Raw genomic sequence first — 16,114 nt, 5'->3', positions numbered from 1 at the left:
AAAATAACAGTAATATTTTAAATCAAGGCGTCAAATGAAAAAAAGAGCGTTAGTAAGTGTAAGTGATAAAAACGGTGTTGTAGATTTTTGTAAATCATTGGTAAAAAACGGATATGAGATAATTTCTACCGGCGGAACATACAGGTTGTTAAAAGAAAACGGGGTGGATGCTGTTGAAATTGATGAGATAACAAAGTTCCCGGAATGTTTTGAAGGGCGTGTGAAAACCTTGAATCCTTTTGTTCACGGTGGGATTTTGCATCGTCGTGACAAACAGTCGCATTTGGATCAGGCAAAAGAGCTTGGGGTGGAAGCGATTGATCTGGTATGTGTCAATCTGTATCCTTTTAAAGAGACAATTGAGAGGACTGATGATTTTGATGAGATTATAGAAAACATTGACATTGGCGGTCCGGCAATGGTACGCTCGGCTGCTAAGAATTTTGATTCTGTTATTATTGTCACAGATGTAAATGATTATGATCTTGTCATAGATGCGATTGAAAATGAAAAAAACACAAAAGAGTTTCGCCGAGCTTTTATGATAAAAGCCTATGAGCATACTGCAGCCTATGATTCTATGATAGCCAATTACATGAATGAGCGATTTAACGAAGGTTTTGGTGAAAAGCAGTTTGTAGTCGGCAATAAAGTAATGAACACCCGTTATGGTGAAAATCCTCATCAAAAAGGTGCACTGTATGAGTTTGACAAACATTTCTCAAATAATTTCAAGACGCTCAAAGGCGAAGCAAGTTTTAACAACTTAAATGATTTAAACGGTGCAGTTAAAATTGCGGCCGCCTTTGGGGATGAAAATGCTGTTTGTATCTCAAAACACGGCAACCCCTGTGGCTTTGCAATCAAAGATACATTACTCGAAGCATATACAGAAGCACTCAAGTGTGACCCGGTATCTGCTTTTGGCGGTGTGGTTGCAGTAAACGGTACAGTTGATAAAGCGCTTGCTGAGAAAATGAATGAAATATTCATTGAAGTGATTATAGCGGGACGTATTACCGAAGAAGCACAGGAAGTATTTGCAGCAAAGAAAAGAATTAAACTTTTTGAGATGGGTGCGGATAACTTAATTTTGGCGAATGATAAAAAAGACTTTAAACATATAGACGGCGGATTTATTTTTCAGGATGCGGACAAGGTACAGGATGATGAAGTGAAAAATGCAAAACTTATGAGTAAAAATGCAGCAACACCTGAAGAGATGAAAGATCTTGAAATTGCCTATAAGGTAGCATCCCTGACAAAATCAAACTGTGTCGTCTATGTGAAAAATTCCGCAATGGTTGCTGTCGGTATGGGCATGACCAGTCGTGTAGATGCTGCGCAGTGTGCGCTTAAAAAAGCAAAAGATATGGGGCTTGACGTAACAGGCGCAGCCCTTGCAAGTGAAGCATTCTTTCCGTTTCGTGATTCTATTGATGCAGCCGCGGCAGCAGGGGTCAAAAACATTATAGAGCCAGGAGGCTCTATTCGTGACGAAGAAATAATAGCCGCAGCCGATGAATTTGGTATGAGTCTCTACTTTTCAGGTATCCGCCACTTCTTACATTAAATCTATCAAGGTTTCTTTACCTTGATTGACATACACTCAAGTAATATGATATAATTCCACTAATGAGAATCTATAATAATTAAATAAATTAGAAGGAATAAATATGAGCAAATCATTATATGATACATTGGAAGTATCTCCAAATGCAAGTGAATCAGAAATCAAAAAAGCCTACAGAAAGTTAGCCCGCAAATATCATCCGGATGTTAATAAAGATCCGAGTGCGGAAGAAAAATTTAAAGAAATAAATGCAGCCTATGAAGTGCTAAGTGACAAAGAGAAAAAAGCACAGTATGATCAGTACGGTGATGCAATGTTCGGTGGTCAGAATTTCCATGATTTTTCTCAAAGTCAGGGTGGAAATGTAGATCTTGATGAAATACTGCGTCAGATGTTTTCCGGTGGCGGCGGATTTGGAGGCTTTGGCGGTGCAGGAGGCGGAGCCTCAGGTTTTAGCAGTTCCGGGTTTGGCGGAGGGCAACGCTATCAAGAACCAAACCTTGATATAGAAGCAAATGTTACCATCCCGTTTGCCGTAGCAATTTTAGGCGGCTCTCACTCTGTTTCGGTAAACGGCGAGCGTTTTGACATCAAAATTCCTGCCGGTGTAAAAGACGGTGAGAGGATGCGTGTCAAAGGCAAAGGACATGCGCAAAACAGCAGAGTCGGAGACCTCTTTTTGCGTATACATGTCGCACCGAGTCCGGAGTATGAGAGAGAAGGGGATGATTTAGTCAAAACTATTGATGTGCCTTTGTATGCGGCACTTTTTGGTGACAAAATATCTGTACAGACTCTGGAAAAAGAGATTAAACTCAAAATACCGCAAAATACGAAAAACGGACAACGCTTTCGTGTCAAAGGTATGGGGGCTATGAATCGCAAAACGAAACAAAGAGGTGATTTGTATCTAAAAGCAAATATTGTATTACCAAAAGTTGAAGATCTCGACCCTGAATTAGTAGAAATTATGAAAGAAAAATTACCAAAGACAGTATAAAAGGAGGGTATCGCTATGCACCATTATGATGAACCGGTTTATTTGATAAGCATTGTTGCAAAAATATTAGATATACACCCTCAAACTCTACGACAGTATGAGAGGGAAAACTTAATAAATCCATCTCGTTCTGACGGACGGATACGACTCTACTCGCAAAGGGATATTGATAAAATTAAATTAATTTTGCGATTGACACGTGAATTGGGTGTGAACCTGGCAGGTGTGGATATTATTCTTAATTTGAAAGAAACAATAGATGCAATGGAAAAAGAGATAGCAGAACTTCGTCATGAAGTTGAAGTAGCTAAAAATGCACATTCTGTTGCTCCCGAAAAGTCACTTGTAACGAAAAAAAGTTTATATGAGATGATAGTTTTTAAAGAGTAGGGAAAGAGTAGGGTAGGTAACTTACTCTTTAAGTCTTTGTATATTGGCGCCGACTTGGTAAAGTTTTTTCTCAAGTGAGTCATATCCACGATCCAGGTGGTAGATGCGGTGTACATGTGTTTCTCCGGTTGCAACAAGTGCAGCAAGGACCAATGCGCTTGATGCACGTAAATCCGTTGCCATGACATCAGTCCCACACAACTTGCTTTTTCCACTCACTGTTGCAATATGACCGTTTAATGTTATATCGGCACCCATACGCTGTAACTCACTGACATGCATAAATCTGTTTTCAAAAAGTCGTTCTTCTATAATTGAAACACCGTCTGCCTGTGTAGCAAGTGCCAAAAACTGTGCCTGCATGTCTGTTGGAAATGCGGGATATTCCTGTGTCACAATTTTAACAGGTTTGATATGCGCGGCAGGGTGAATTGTAATTGTAGTGTCTGTGAGGGTAAAAGTACTGCCCATCTCTTCAAGTTTGGATAAAACTGCGCCCAAATGTTTCGGTTCAACATTCGTCAATGTGAGTTGTGATTTTGTTATGGCTCCCGCACAAAGGTATGTTCCGGCTTCTATCCTGTCGGGAATGATAGAAAACTCATTGATATTGAGCAGTTGCCCGTCTGTGCCGTGTATTTCGAGTATTGCTGTGCCTATGCCGTTTATTTTCACGCCGCTGGCATTGAGTACTTCGCATAATTGGACAACTTCAGGTTCTCTGGCTGCATTTGTAATCGTTGTTACTCCCTTGGCAAGGGCGGCGGCCATAACAATGTTTGCAGTACCTGTAACGGTGACTTTGTCAAAAATTATTTCACATCCATGCAAACCATTTGGCGTTCTTGCTTCGATGTATCCTGCTTTGATAGCTATTTTTGCCCCCATCTGTTCCAAGGCTTTAAGATGCAGATCAATTGGGCGCTGTCCAATTGCACATCCTCCGGGTAAAGAGACTTCACAATGCCCAAAACGTGCTAAAATCGGTCCCAAAACCAAAATAGAAGCACGCATGGTTTTTACTATATCATAGGTGGCTTTTGTTTCGTGCAGATCCAGTGTGTTGACTATAACGCTGTCTTGTGAAAATTCACAGGTAGCACCGAGATTTGACAGGAGCTTTAAAAGCGTTTTTATATCTACAACCTGTGGCAAGTTTTTCATATGTACACTGTTTTTGGCTAGTATGCACATAGCAATAAGAGGTAAAGATGCATTCTTTGCACCTGAGATATTTATAGTACCTTCGAGTGAAGCACTGTTTTTTATTTTTAAATAATCCATAGGTCTCTTTATATTTTCATAAATTTTATAATTGGCATTATATCTAATTAATATGATTATATAAACAGTTTATTTTTGATATACTTAATTTTTTAAAGGATTTACAAATGAGTTCCGCATTAGACAGATTGAAACATTTAACAAATAAAATTTCCGGTTATGAGACGGCAAGAAAGCAAAATTTAAAAATATTACAAAAGCTGTTTGGGGAGTTGGATATAGATAAAAAAGTAGCAAAATTTGAAGATTTATTTCATTTTAAAGCTGTGAACCTTTCGGGTGTATCGCTCAACGAGGAGAATCTTGGTACGATTAAAAAAGGAAAGTATTTACAAATTTTAGCAATTGACTATGACAAAAATGCAATAAAAAAAAGTAAAAATATCTCTTTGGCATATTTTGGAAGAGTTGAGAATGTTACCACTGAATTAAAAGAGAAGGTAGTGGAATTTGTCATTCGCTACAGGTTTGAAAAAAGTTTTATGACACTTGAACATTATCATGACATGCTAAATAGATTCGGGCAGGAGAATGAGTAGGTTTTATTTTTCTATATGGTTGCAGTGGGCGCTAAAACTGACATTGTATACAGCGTTGCTGACTTTTTTTATTGCCGCTTGTATAACACTGGTGATATACATAAGCCAGGGAACAGGTACATTGGACAGTGAAATAAAAATGGCACTTTTGACTATATTTAAATTCTGGTTTATGGTGTCATGGAATTTTGCTCTTTTGGTTATTTTATTTAGAAGTTTAAAATATATTTTTAATAAATGCATACAAGGATATATGTTTATCTTGTTAGGTTGCTCGAAAGAAGAGACGAATGAAGAAGCTGGAAAAACCATAGATAAAATTGGATATGGTGATTTATTGAAGGTATGGCGAAAATGGTTTATGCTGATGATATGGACAGTTGCGGGAGAAATGATTGTAGCAGTGATCGTTATGAAGCTTTTTAGTTCATACGAGAGTGTATTTACATGGTTTAATATGTATGTTCTGCATATATTTATTCTAATTGCCGGTTTTTTTTCTTTCATTGTACTCAGTGTAAAATGTAAAAAAGTTCAGGTAAAAAAATGTTGATTTTTACAGATGTGCAGACTACAGGGATTGAGGCAGACGATGTTGTGTGCTCTGTTGCATTATTAGAAGATGAAAAGGTATTTTACGAACTTATAAACGAAGGAAAAAAGATACCGCCGTCAGCTTCAAGTATTCATCATATTACCAATGAAATGATCAAAGACAAAAAAACTTTTAAAATGACGCAAGTATATGAAGTATTACAAAAAAACAGTACTTTTGAAAATACTTTAATTGCACATAATGTACAATTTATTTTGGAAAAATTTGCTGTTTCTGGTCTGCAATGGCTAGGGGATGTAATAGATACATTAAAAGTTACAAAACATCTTATCAAAGAGTGTGAACAGTTTTCATTGCAGTTTTTACGCTATGAACTCAAGCTGTACAGACAAGAGGATGCACTTAAACAGAAGTATGGAATTAAAGATGCTTTATGCTCCAATAATGCACTCAATGATGTATTTGTTACAAAATTATTGTTTGAATATTTACTTGAGTATGCAACAGTAGAAAAGATGAAAGAATTAAGTTTTCAAAAAGTGCTTTTAGAAAAATTTCCTTTTGGAAAATATATGGGAAAATATATAGAAGAGATAGTCCAACATGATAGTAATTATGTGAACTGGATGTTCTCTTTAGAAGATTTAGATGAAGATTTAAAGTACTCGCTTGAGTATTATTTGAGAGGATAGTGTTATGAAAGTAGCTGTTGAATGCCAGTCTCCGCTTTTGCAAAAGTCATTAGAACTTTTTTTGGCAAAGTATTTAAGTTCACCAAAAAAAAGTGACATAATCATTCGTGATGAAGAGTGCTTGAATGAGCGCCGATGTTTTTATATTTCAACGAAAGAAGGAGCAGATTTATTAAAACCTTTTTCAAAGTCACAGCTTATTCTGGCCTTGGAAAAAAAATATAATGAACTCTATCCTGAGAGTACAAATACTCAGTCCGAAGATGAGAATACAAGTGAGAGAATGAACTTTGAAGTATTGGAAAAAAGAATTGAGTTATTAACAAAAGAGTATCAGAAAAATATTTTAAGAGCGGTGAAAGCATTTTATGAAAAGTAAACAACTGAGCAAGAAGATTATTGCAGGAAAATATAAGGGGAAAAAACTTTTGCTCCCGTCAAAAGTTACTACACGAAGTTCCAAGTCTATAGTTTTGGAATCTTTTTTTAATACTTTGCAGTTTGAGATAATTGATGCAAACTTTGTTGAAGTTTTTTCAGGGAGTGGCTCAATTGGTCTTGAAGCACTCAGCCGTGGTGCAAAAAAAATATATTTTATGGAAAAAGACAAAGAAGCATTAAAAACACTGCAAAAAAATATTTCACAGACAGACCCATCTGCCTGTGAAGTCTTTGCAGGAGACAGTTTTGAAAATATTCAGTCAGTTCTCTCAAGACTGAAAAAATCGAATGAAGACGCATTCTTTTACGTAGACCCTCCCTTCAGTATCCGTGAGGGCATGGAAGAGATTTATGAAAAAACTATGCAACTTATAGAAAAACTGCCTGCTTTACATGTAAAGATGATTATTGTGGAACATATGAGCGGTCTAAAGATTCCTGAATTTTTAGGCATATACAAGGTGAAAAAATCAAAAAAATTTGGTAATACCACGTTAACATACCTCATAAACAATAATATGGAATAAAATTTGCTGGTTTATCTTTACATGTAAGGATTGCCAATGAAATTTATTTTACTGTTTATACTCTTTTTCTCTACTCTTTATGCAACAAAGATATCGGATGTGTCAAATATTGTAGGCGTCAGAGACAATCAGGTTATAGGCTATTCCCTTGTTGTGGGATTGAAAAAAACCGGAGACGGGACTACCTCAAGGTTTACTCTTCAGTCTATCTCTAATATGCTTCGTGCAATGAATATAAACATGAATCCAATTGACATCATGTCCAAAAATGTTGCTGCTGTTGTGGTAACCGCTACTATGAAACCTTTTGCCAGACAGGGTGATAAAATAGATGTGACCGTTTCTTCTATAGGAGACTCAAAATCCCTAGAAGGGGGAACACTTTTAATGACACCTTTAAAAGGGGTTGACGGGAAAATTTATGCTTTGGCACAAGGAGCCATCAGTATAGGCGGACTCAACACAAGAGGTGCAGGAAATGCGTCACACCCTACTACAGGAATTGTTTTTAACGGAGGGATAATTGAAAGAGAAATCAATATTGACCTCTTTCATCAAAAATATGCAACATTGTCTCTTAAAGAATCAGGGTTCAGGAATGCTGTTGGAATCCAAAAGGCGATCAATGATTATTATCATACACAGTTAGCAATAGCAATGGACTCAAGAAGTATAAAACTGAAATGTCCACAAAATCGTTCTATGATAGAGTTTTTGGCTGAGGTTCAAGAGATCAACATGGATTATCACCCAAAAGACAAAATCATCATAAACGAAAGAACAGGAACAATTGTTGCTGGAGTAAATATAGAACTCAAGCCGGTAATTTTAACACACGGAGATATTACTATAAAAATTGTTGAACAGAAAAAGCTTTCAAAGCCTGCAGGTTCAATGAGTGTTGATAATAATCTGGTTATCGGTTTAAACGAGAATGAAGTTTATACCAAAGAGGGAACAACAACAGTGGCAAATCTTGTAAGATCTTTGCAAAAACTTGGAGCTTCACCAAAAGATATTATATCTATACTTGAAGCGATGAAAAGTGCAGGCAGTATATCTGCAGAATTGAAGGTGATATGATGAGTTACGCAATGAATGCTGTCAATGCCCAGGCACAAATGGCTACAGCAAATAAAGCAATACCAAAGATTGATGAAAAGGCGCAGGATAAAGCTCTGAGAGAGCAGACAGATGCTTTTGAAGCTGTTATAGTGAAAATGCTGATGGATAATGCGATGAAAGATGAGAAGAATCTTTTTTCATCACAAAATGATCCGGGAGATAAAATATATAAATCAATGTACAGAGATGAGCTTTCTAAAGCAAGTGCCGGAAGTTTCGGGTTTTCGCAAATGCTTTATGATTATTTATCTCAAAAGAATTCATAAAATCAACTTAATAAGTTCTGGTTATTGCCGATATAACAATAGCAATAAAACAAACTTATTATATAAAGGATGAATTATGATTTCAAAAGTAAATAATTCAGTGTTGGGGAGTGCCTATATGAACAGTACACTTTCAAACACACAAAAAAAAGAGAGTACTTCAGTCACTGCTATGGAAAACAAAAGCAGTAAAGTCGAACAAATCAAAGAGTCTATAGACTCAGGACAATACAAAGTAGATTTGTCTGCATTATCTAAAAAAATGGCAGATGAGTTACTTTAGAAATAAATTAACAGGAGAATGGCATGTTGAGTCATCATTTGCAGAGTGCTTTACAGGATTTAGAAGATTTAATTTCAATAACAAAATCAGATATCAAAGATATCCAAAAAGCGCAACATGACCATCAATTTGAAAGACTCTCCATAAAAGAAGAAAAACTAAAAAGCTTTGAATCAAAAAAAGCAATGATAGATTATGAAATTTCTGCGTTAATTACATCCCATCCGGATGTCGAACTGCCCCAATTATTAGATGAAACACAGCATCAACTACTGGATGAACTGAAAAAAAGCTTATCAGAACTCAGAACAGTGAATAAACAGTATGCAAAGTTAGTAGTTGTCGTGAGTAATTTATACAATACATTCCTGGAAAGATTGGTGCCGACTGAAATGCAGGGGTACACCAAGGTTGCATCCAAAGACTCTACAATATTGGAAGTAAGGGTTTAAAATGGCTTCAATTTTTAATACACTCAGTATCGGATACAGCGGACTAAGCGCAGCACAGGTCGGGATAAATACAACAGGAAACAATATAGCAAATGCGGAAAATGAAGGATATACTCGTCAAAGAGTAATCACTTCAGCTGCAAATCCTTTGATTACGAGTGCAGGAAATGTTGGAAATGGCGTTGAAATACAGGATATCAAAAGAGTATTTGACAATTTTGTGTTTGACAGATACAGCAGTGTTTCTGCAGATAAAGAATACAGTGATTTTGAAAGACAAACACTTGAAGAACTTTCAACATATTTTCCTGAAATAGATGGTGTCGGTATTAAAGCGGATCTGGCCGAATACTATAATATGTGGCAGACTTTTGCTGATAATCCAAATAATGATTCCATCAAAGTTGCTTTGGCAAAACAGACCGAAACACTGACACAGCATATAACCCAAACACAAAACCAGGTTTTAAATTTACAAATGCAGGTAAATGACCAGCTTGATGTTAACATTACTGAGGTAAACAGCCTGGCTCAGCAGTTGGCAGATCTCAATAAGTCCATTGATGTCGCTGAAGCAGGCGGAGGATACACTGCAAATGATTTACGGGATAAAAGAAATGTTATAGAAAGAAGTTTATCCAGGCTGATAGGTGCTGAGGTAAATCAAGGACAGTTAGAATCAAATATTCAGATAGATTCCAATTCAAATACAAGAACCGGAAGTTATACGCTTAGTGTTAATGGTTTTAATCTTGTTGACGGCAGTACATATCATCCGCTCACTATTGAAAAAGGGAATAATCCGTATGGATTTTATGAACTTTCATATGAAAGACAGGACGGTACACTTATTCCTATGGAAGAAGAGATAAACAATGGAAAGATAGGAGCAATTTTTAATCTCAGAGGTCGGGCTATAGATACAACAAGTGGCATGCCAACAGATGGTGTATTGCAAAATGTTGTTTCAGATCTTGATGCTTTTGCCAAGGGCCTTATTGAATCAACAAATAACCTGTATGCAAAAAGTGCCAGATCCCGAATGGAATCAAATTATATCAATATTAATCCGGCAACTCCTTTGGTGACTTCCCCTTTAAATATTAATCCCGGTTCTTTTGATGTGTTAGTGTATGATATAGATGGCAATGAAGTGGCAAAAAGGACGATAAACATTGATGCTGCAACTTCTATGTCGGGTATCAGTGGTTCCAACTCAATTGAGGGACAAATTATCGCAAATAAAGATGACAACAGTGATGCAAATGCCAATAATGATGTTGATGATTATATGGTGTTTAATTATGCACCCAATGCGAATGGTGATATAAAACTTGAACTCAGTATGAATGCAGCTGCCAATTCGCAAGGGTATACATTTGCCGTTGTTGACAACTTGCCTGATAATACATTTGCATCAGGAACAAATTTTGCAGGTGCGATAGGGCTTGGTTCCTTTTTTGAGGGGAGTAATGCAAGAGATATTCGTCTAAATACACAATACAGGAACAATCCGACACAATTACATGCTGGCTATTCATCCAATGCAGGTGATAACAGAGTCGCGCTTGATATGGTTCAGCAACAGTTTGAATCCTATAAATTTCAGGTAGGAAATGAACAGTATGATACGACAACATACGGGATGTTTGATATTACCAGTACCTATGTAGGCATCTCGACAAATTCAGCCATAACAAGGAATGAAACTGTTTCTACGCAATTTAATGCGACAGAGATGGAGTATAATTCTATTACAAAAGTAAGTATTGATGAAGAGATGACAAATCTCATCAAGTATCAGACTTCCTATGGTGCTGCGGCAAAAGTGATTACTACTGTTGATCAGATGATGCAGACACTTTTAGGCATTAAACAATAGCTTTATGCCTAAATTCAGTATATTTATCCTTATCTTTATTTTTCTGTTTTCGTTTTTCGGATCACAACTATACCATATCAACCCCTATGTTTTAGATGCAAAAGCAATTTTGTTGGCGCCTTCTTTGATGCACCCTTTAGGCACGGACAGGCTGGGAAGAGATATATTGGCTCGGCTTATTGCCGGAGGAGAGGTTTCTCTTGTTATTGGGGTAGGGAGTGCTTTTGTCGCTTCTTTTATTGGACTGATTCTGGGTTCGATGGCCGGATATTTCAAAGGAAGCGTAGATAAAACATTTGTTATCATTGTTGACTTGTTTTTGACATTTCCAACATTTTTTTTACTGCTTGCACTGGTCAGTTATGTCAATGCTTCTGCTTTGGTTCTGATTGTTATCATATCAATAACAGGGTGGATGACAACTGCCAGGCTGATACGCTCTGAGAGTTTTAAGATTACTTCCCAGCCTTATATTAAAATACTCAACATCGCAAGGGTAAATACATTAAAAATACTTTTAAAATATTATGCCCCTCTTTTGGCTCCGATCTATTTTGTAAGTTTTACTTTCGGTGTGGGCGGTGCTATTTTGGCGGAATCAGGGTTGAGCTTTTTGGGATTGGGAATTGTCGCCCCGCAGATGAGCTGGGGGACAATTCTAAGTGGAGGAAAAGATGTTATTGACATTGCCTGGTGGGTGAGTTTTTTCCCAGGTTTAATGATTTTTTTAGTCACTTTTTCACTTATTAATATTTCAAACTATTTACAGCAGATTACAAACCAGAAAGAGATAAAAACTTAAAGGCGAACTTATGAAAGAGCATAAAATAGGCTATTATTTTATAGTTATGGCAAGTGTTGTGATTGTTCTGGCAGGCATAAAAAGTGCATCAGTCATTATCATTCCGTTTTTACTCTCTTTGTTTATTGCCATTATCCTCTCTCCTTTGTATAATTATTTTAAGTCAAAGTCGATACCGGATATTGTGTCAGTTACTTTGGTAATAACAGTTTTTATTCTGTTTTTGGCACTGATTGCAAAACTTGTAGGCAACTCAGTGCATGATTTTAGTGCCAATATTGATACATATGCACAAAAACTTGCGCAATATTATCAGCTTATTTCACACTATACCGCTTCTTTCGGCATAGAAATTTCAACTGAAGATATCGCAAACCTGATAAATATGAAACAGGCGATGAAATTCGCAACAAGTATTATTCAAAGTATGGGTGCTATGTTTACAAATGGTTTTATCATTATTTTAACAGTAATATTTATGCTGCTTGAATCACAGTATTTTGTAAAAAAAGTGGAACTGGCTGACGGACATCAAGAGACAATGGCTCATATAGAAAGAATTTTTTCTAAAATAAAAAACTATATGGTACTCAAAGCACTCATCTCATTGTTTACCGGTGCCATCATATGGATGAGTCTCTATTTTTTAGGTACAGATTATGCCTTTTTATGGGGAGTATTGGCTTTTATGCTCAACTTTATCCCAAATATAGGCTCAATAATTGCAGCTATTCCTGCAGTTTTAATTACTTTAGTACAACTAGGAGGCATGAGCGCTTTGGCAGTAATGGTGTTGTATAGTGTGATAAATATAGTCATAGGATCAATTGTTGAACCTAAAATTATGGGAAAAGGTTTAGGACTGTCCACCCTGATAATTTTTCTTTCACTCATGTTTTGGGGATGGCTTTTGGGCATAGTAGGCATGCTTTTGTCCATTCCTTTAACTATAATGGCAAAGATTATTTTTGATGCCAATCAAAATACACAATGGATAGGAGTCCTGCTTGGAACAGGTGAGAATATTGAATTGAATAAAGAAGCTAATAAGTAAAATACAAGAGCAATATAGCTATACTACAAAAAATATATAGATTACTCAGCAGGAAAAATTTTGATTTTAATGATAGACAATTATGACAGTTTTACATACAATATTGTTCAGTATTGCAGGGAACTTGGAGCGGATTTGAAAATTATACGTAATGATGAGATGAGTGTGCAGGAGATAGAAAATCTTCATCCGGAAAAAATTATAATTTCTCCCGGACCGGCTTCTCCTGATGAGGCAGGTGTAACCCTGGAAGTGATAAATTATTTTCAGGACAAATTGCCGATTCTTGGTATATGTTTAGGGCACCAGAGTATTGCACAGGCTTTTGGTGCAGATATCGTACGTGCCAAAAATATGATGCACGGTAAAACATCAAAGATTAAACACTCTCCATGTAAACTCTTTGAGACTCTGCCGGATGAATTTACGGCAACACGTTATCATTCTCTGATAGTTGATAAAAAGAGCATACCAGAGAGTATCGAACCGACAGCCTTCAGTATGGATGATGATGAAATAATGGCATTAAAAATAAAAGATAAAGATATTTACGGTGTGCAGTTTCATCCTGAATCAATAATGAGTGAATACGGACATGAAATTATTGGAAATTTTCTAAAATTATGAAATATCGAATCATCTTATTCCTGATACTTGGATTGGATGCATCTATTCTTATTTTTCAAACTACACAAATTTCCATTTCTCCCTCTGAAGCATCACTTTTGTACGGAGATGCTTCTTTCTTACAGCAACTGGTGAAACTTTCATTAAAAATATTTGGACAAAATGATTTTGCATTACGGTTTGTGATGATACTTTTACATCTTTTAAGCGCATGGCTTTTATATGTCATTTCTGCAAAATACTTGGCATTAGAGAGAAACAGGTTATGGTTAGTAGCAGTATTTGTACTTTTGCCTGGGGTTGTCAGTGCTGCTCTTGTCGTCAGTCATGCCGGCTTGATTATTTTCGGATTATTTTTGTATGTATATGTAAGTCAAAAATTAAATGATTACTATGTAAATATGTTGTTATTCCTGTATGCACTTTTAGATGCGGGTTTTGTTTATTTGTTTGTAGGACTTGCAATATTTTATTTATTTCAAAAAAATAAAATATTGTTTTTATACAATCTTTTTCTTGCAGGCTTATCTGTTTATATCTACGGTTTGAATATATCGGGTGTGCCAAGTGGTCATTTTTTAGATACAATCGGAGTTTACAGTGCTATTTTTACCCCTGTTATCTTTATATATATTTTTTATACGCTGTATCGTGGTTACCTTAATGACGAGAATGACAAAATATGGTATATAGCATCAACTGCCTTATTGTTTTCTTTACTCCTGTCATTTAGACAACGTGTTGAACTTGAACTGTTTGCACCTTATCTGATTTTAGCGCTGCCCTTGGCGGCAAAAACTTTTGCACATTCATACAGGGTAAGACTGACAAACTTCAGAAAAAGATACAGAGCAATATTTGTGTTGGCCTTTGTATTTTTAATTTTTAATACCTTAATTGTAATGTTTAACAAAGAACTGTATTTACTTTTAGACAATCCAAAAAAACATTTTGCATATAAAATGCATATTGCCAAAAAACTTGCAACCAAGTTAAAAGCAATGAATATATCGTGTGTGAAAACCAGCCAGGATATGCAAAAAAGATTAAAATTTTATTTTATTGATAAATGTGATGAAAATGTTTTACAAGAACTGCAACCTCATTCAAGTATAAGAAGTGATGTTACGATACGTTACAAAAATAAAATACTGTATAAGGCTAATGTTACTAAAATAAACAATAAATAAATCTATTTAATGCTTAATATAAACCAAAGATATTTGTTGGATACTTTATGATAGAATAATCCACAAATATCAAAATAGGGAGTTTCTATGGCTCAAAAAGCGATACGAGAATATGACGCGAAGTCAATTTTAGCAAAACATTGGAATAAATACTTTCCAGATTTCACTTATGCATACGAGACGGTTCTGGTGACATCAGGTGCGGAACTACTTGAAGCTGCAAAAGAAAAACCATGGTTAAAAGAAAAACCATTAGTTGTAAAACCGGATATGCTGTTTGGTAAACGTGGTAAAAATAATTTAGTGCTTTTTAAAGATCAAAAGCCGGGTGATGTTACTTTAGAAAAAGCAGCCGCATGGATTGACGAAAAGGCGAAAGAAGATGTGGCAGTCTATTTTTCTTTTGATGGTGACACTCCAACTGGTGAGCCAAAAGTAGACAGGTTGACTCACTTTATTGTTGAGCCATTTACTCCGCATGATCAGTCTGAAGAGTATTATATTTCAGCAACTGTGGTAGGCGATGAAGATGTTCTCTACATGTCAGCTGAAGGTGGTATGGAAGTTGAAGAGGGATGGGATGAAAAAGTTACCGAAGTTGCATTCCCAATTACTGCTACAGAAGAAGAGATCGCTGAGAAAATAAAAGCAAATATTCCTGCAGATGTAAAAGAAGAAGATAAAGAAAATTTTGCAAAATTTGCAATCGGTTTCTTTAAAGCGTATCGTGAACTAAATTTTGCATACCTTGAAATTAATCCATTTGTTATGCAAGGAACAAAAATTGAGCTTTTAGACATGGTTGCAAAACTGGATGATACTGCCGGATTTATGATGGTAGAAGAGTGGGGTGATGTTGAATATCCAACTGCATTTGGTATGGAAGCAAAATCTCCGGAAGTTGAAGCAATCGAGGAAGCAGATGCAAAAACAGGTGCTTCACTCAAGCTTACACTACTGAAGCCTGAAGCTAGAATCTGGACTATGGTTGCCGGTGGTGGTGCTTCAGTTGTATACGCTGATACTATTGCTGATTTTGCGGGTATTGAAGATTTAGCGAACTATGGTGAATACTCAGGTGGTCCAACAACAGGTGAAACAAAATTTTATGCTGAAACGCTTCTTGATTTAATGACAAGAGAAAAAGATCCCGAAGGTCGTGATAAAATCTTAATCATTGGTGGAGCGATTGCAAATTTTACAGATGTTGCAAAAACATTTACAGGTATTATTCAGGCTTTTGAAAATTACGCTGATAAAATGAAAGATGTAGGTATAAAAATTTATGTCAGACGTGGTGGTCCAAACTATGAAAAAGGTTTAAAAGACATTAAAGAAGCTGCTGACAGATTAGGTTTAAACATTGAAGTATATGGTCCGGAAACACATGTGACAGACATCGTGCGTATGGCATTAGAAGAGAAGTAAGGA

General features: G+C 36.1%; 19 protein-coding genes. 18 read left to right on the top strand and 1 reads right to left on the bottom strand.

The window, feature by feature from the left end; all coding sequences use genetic code 11:
* Positions 1 to 34 precede the first annotated feature (34 nt).
* The 3 genes from purH (at position 35) to FJR45_RS09100 (ending at position 2,963) form a co-directional block, all read left to right on the top strand.
* The gene (gene purH, locus FJR45_RS09110) at positions 35 to 1,573 is read left to right on the top strand and encodes a bifunctional phosphoribosylaminoimidazolecarboxamide formyltransferase/IMP cyclohydrolase (protein ID WP_193150251.1); all 1,539 of its coding nucleotides are present in this window, start codon (positions 35 to 37) and stop codon (positions 1,571 to 1,573) included.
* 103 nt (positions 1,574 to 1,676) lie between these two features.
* Positions 1,677 to 2,573, top strand: coding sequence for a DnaJ C-terminal domain-containing protein (locus FJR45_RS09105; protein WP_193150250.1), 897 nt, complete (start codon positions 1,677 to 1,679; stop codon positions 2,571 to 2,573).
* A gap of 15 nt (positions 2,574 to 2,588) precedes the next feature.
* Positions 2,589 to 2,963: a heat shock protein transcriptional repressor HspR gene (locus FJR45_RS09100; RefSeq protein WP_193150249.1), complete on the top strand. Its 375-nt coding sequence runs from the start codon at positions 2,589 to 2,591 to the stop codon at positions 2,961 to 2,963.
* Between the two features lie 21 nt (positions 2,964 to 2,984).
* On the opposite strand, the gene murA is transcribed toward FJR45_RS09100, so the two are convergent.
* On the bottom strand, positions 2,985 to 4,247 hold the full coding sequence (gene murA / locus FJR45_RS09095; protein WP_193150248.1) for a UDP-N-acetylglucosamine 1-carboxyvinyltransferase: 1,263 nt from the start codon (positions 4,245 to 4,247) through the stop codon (positions 2,985 to 2,987).
* A gap of 107 nt (positions 4,248 to 4,354) precedes the next feature.
* Between murA and FJR45_RS09090 the strand changes: the two genes are divergently transcribed.
* From FJR45_RS09090 to FJR45_RS09020, 15 genes are all read left to right on the top strand, one after another.
* The gene (locus tag FJR45_RS09090) at positions 4,355 to 4,786 is read left to right on the top strand and encodes a hypothetical protein (protein ID WP_193150247.1); all 432 of its coding nucleotides are present in this window, start codon (positions 4,355 to 4,357) and stop codon (positions 4,784 to 4,786) included.
* 253 nt (positions 4,787 to 5,039) lie between these two features.
* Positions 5,040 to 5,339 (top strand): hypothetical protein, encoded by a 300-nt coding sequence (locus FJR45_RS12470; protein WP_226966418.1) that lies wholly within the window; start codon positions 5,040 to 5,042, stop codon positions 5,337 to 5,339.
* The gene (locus FJR45_RS09080) at positions 5,333 to 6,034 is read left to right on the top strand and encodes an exonuclease domain-containing protein (protein WP_193150245.1); all 702 of its coding nucleotides are present in this window, start codon (positions 5,333 to 5,335) and stop codon (positions 6,032 to 6,034) included. Before FJR45_RS12470 ends, FJR45_RS09080 begins: the two co-directional genes overlap by 7 nt.
* A 4-nt stretch (positions 6,035 to 6,038) precedes the next feature.
* Complete coding sequence (locus tag FJR45_RS09075) at positions 6,039 to 6,413, top strand: hypothetical protein (RefSeq protein ID WP_193150244.1); 375 nt, start codon at positions 6,039 to 6,041, stop codon at positions 6,411 to 6,413.
* Positions 6,403 to 7,002, top strand: coding sequence for a 16S rRNA (guanine(966)-N(2))-methyltransferase RsmD (rsmD, locus tag FJR45_RS09070; RefSeq protein WP_193150243.1), 600 nt, complete (start codon positions 6,403 to 6,405; stop codon positions 7,000 to 7,002). The genes FJR45_RS09075 and rsmD overlap by 11 nt, the downstream gene beginning before the upstream one ends.
* A 36-nt stretch (positions 7,003 to 7,038) precedes the next feature.
* Positions 7,039 to 8,085 carry a flagellar basal body P-ring protein FlgI gene (locus tag FJR45_RS09065; RefSeq protein ID WP_193150242.1) on the top strand — a complete coding sequence of 349 codons (1,047 nt, stop codon included), beginning with the start codon at positions 7,039 to 7,041 and terminating at the stop codon, positions 8,083 to 8,085.
* Positions 8,085 to 8,393: a rod-binding protein gene (locus FJR45_RS09060; RefSeq protein WP_193150241.1), complete on the top strand. Its 309-nt coding sequence runs from the start codon at positions 8,085 to 8,087 to the stop codon at positions 8,391 to 8,393. Before FJR45_RS09065 ends, FJR45_RS09060 begins: the two co-directional genes overlap by 1 nt.
* Before the next feature lie 76 nt (positions 8,394 to 8,469).
* Entirely contained in the window at positions 8,470 to 8,676 is a 207-nt protein-coding gene (locus FJR45_RS09055) for a flagellar biosynthesis anti-sigma factor FlgM (RefSeq protein WP_193150240.1), read from the top strand.
* Between the two features lie 23 nt (positions 8,677 to 8,699).
* Positions 8,700 to 9,128, top strand: a complete 429-nt coding sequence (locus FJR45_RS09050) for a hypothetical protein (RefSeq protein WP_193150239.1) — start codon at positions 8,700 to 8,702, stop codon at positions 9,126 to 9,128.
* A 1-nt stretch (position 9,129) separates the two neighbouring features.
* A complete protein-coding gene (flgK, locus tag FJR45_RS09045; protein ID WP_193150238.1) occupies positions 9,130 to 11,010 on the top strand; it encodes a flagellar hook-associated protein FlgK in 1,881 nt (626 codons plus the stop codon).
* Positions 11,011 to 11,014: 4 nt separating this feature from the next.
* Complete coding sequence (locus FJR45_RS09040; RefSeq protein WP_193150237.1) at positions 11,015 to 11,812, top strand: ABC transporter permease; 798 nt, start codon at positions 11,015 to 11,017, stop codon at positions 11,810 to 11,812.
* Positions 11,813 to 11,822: 10 nt separating this feature from the next.
* On the top strand, positions 11,823 to 12,866 hold the full coding sequence (locus FJR45_RS09035; RefSeq protein WP_193150236.1) for an AI-2E family transporter: 1,044 nt from the start codon (positions 11,823 to 11,825) through the stop codon (positions 12,864 to 12,866).
* A 60-nt stretch (positions 12,867 to 12,926) separates the two neighbouring features.
* Complete coding sequence (locus FJR45_RS09030; protein WP_193150235.1) at positions 12,927 to 13,493, top strand: anthranilate synthase component II; 567 nt, start codon at positions 12,927 to 12,929, stop codon at positions 13,491 to 13,493.
* The gene (locus FJR45_RS09025; protein WP_193150234.1) at positions 13,490 to 14,683 is read left to right on the top strand and encodes a hypothetical protein; all 1,194 of its coding nucleotides are present in this window, start codon (positions 13,490 to 13,492) and stop codon (positions 14,681 to 14,683) included. The genes FJR45_RS09030 and FJR45_RS09025 overlap by 4 nt, the downstream gene beginning before the upstream one ends.
* 87 nt (positions 14,684 to 14,770) lie before the next feature.
* Positions 14,771 to 16,111, top strand: a complete 1,341-nt coding sequence (locus FJR45_RS09020) for an ATP citrate lyase citrate-binding domain-containing protein (RefSeq protein ID WP_193150233.1) — start codon at positions 14,771 to 14,773, stop codon at positions 16,109 to 16,111.
* The last annotated feature ends 3 nt before the right edge of the window (positions 16,112 to 16,114 follow it).

Origin of the sequence: Sulfurimonas sediminis (genome assembly GCF_014905115.1) — a bacterium.
GTDB lineage: Bacteria > Campylobacterota > Campylobacteria > Campylobacterales > Sulfurimonadaceae > Sulfurimonas > Sulfurimonas sediminis.
The sequence above is the reverse complement of the archived record's forward strand: the minus strand, read 5'-3'. Positions and strand labels throughout refer to the sequence as shown.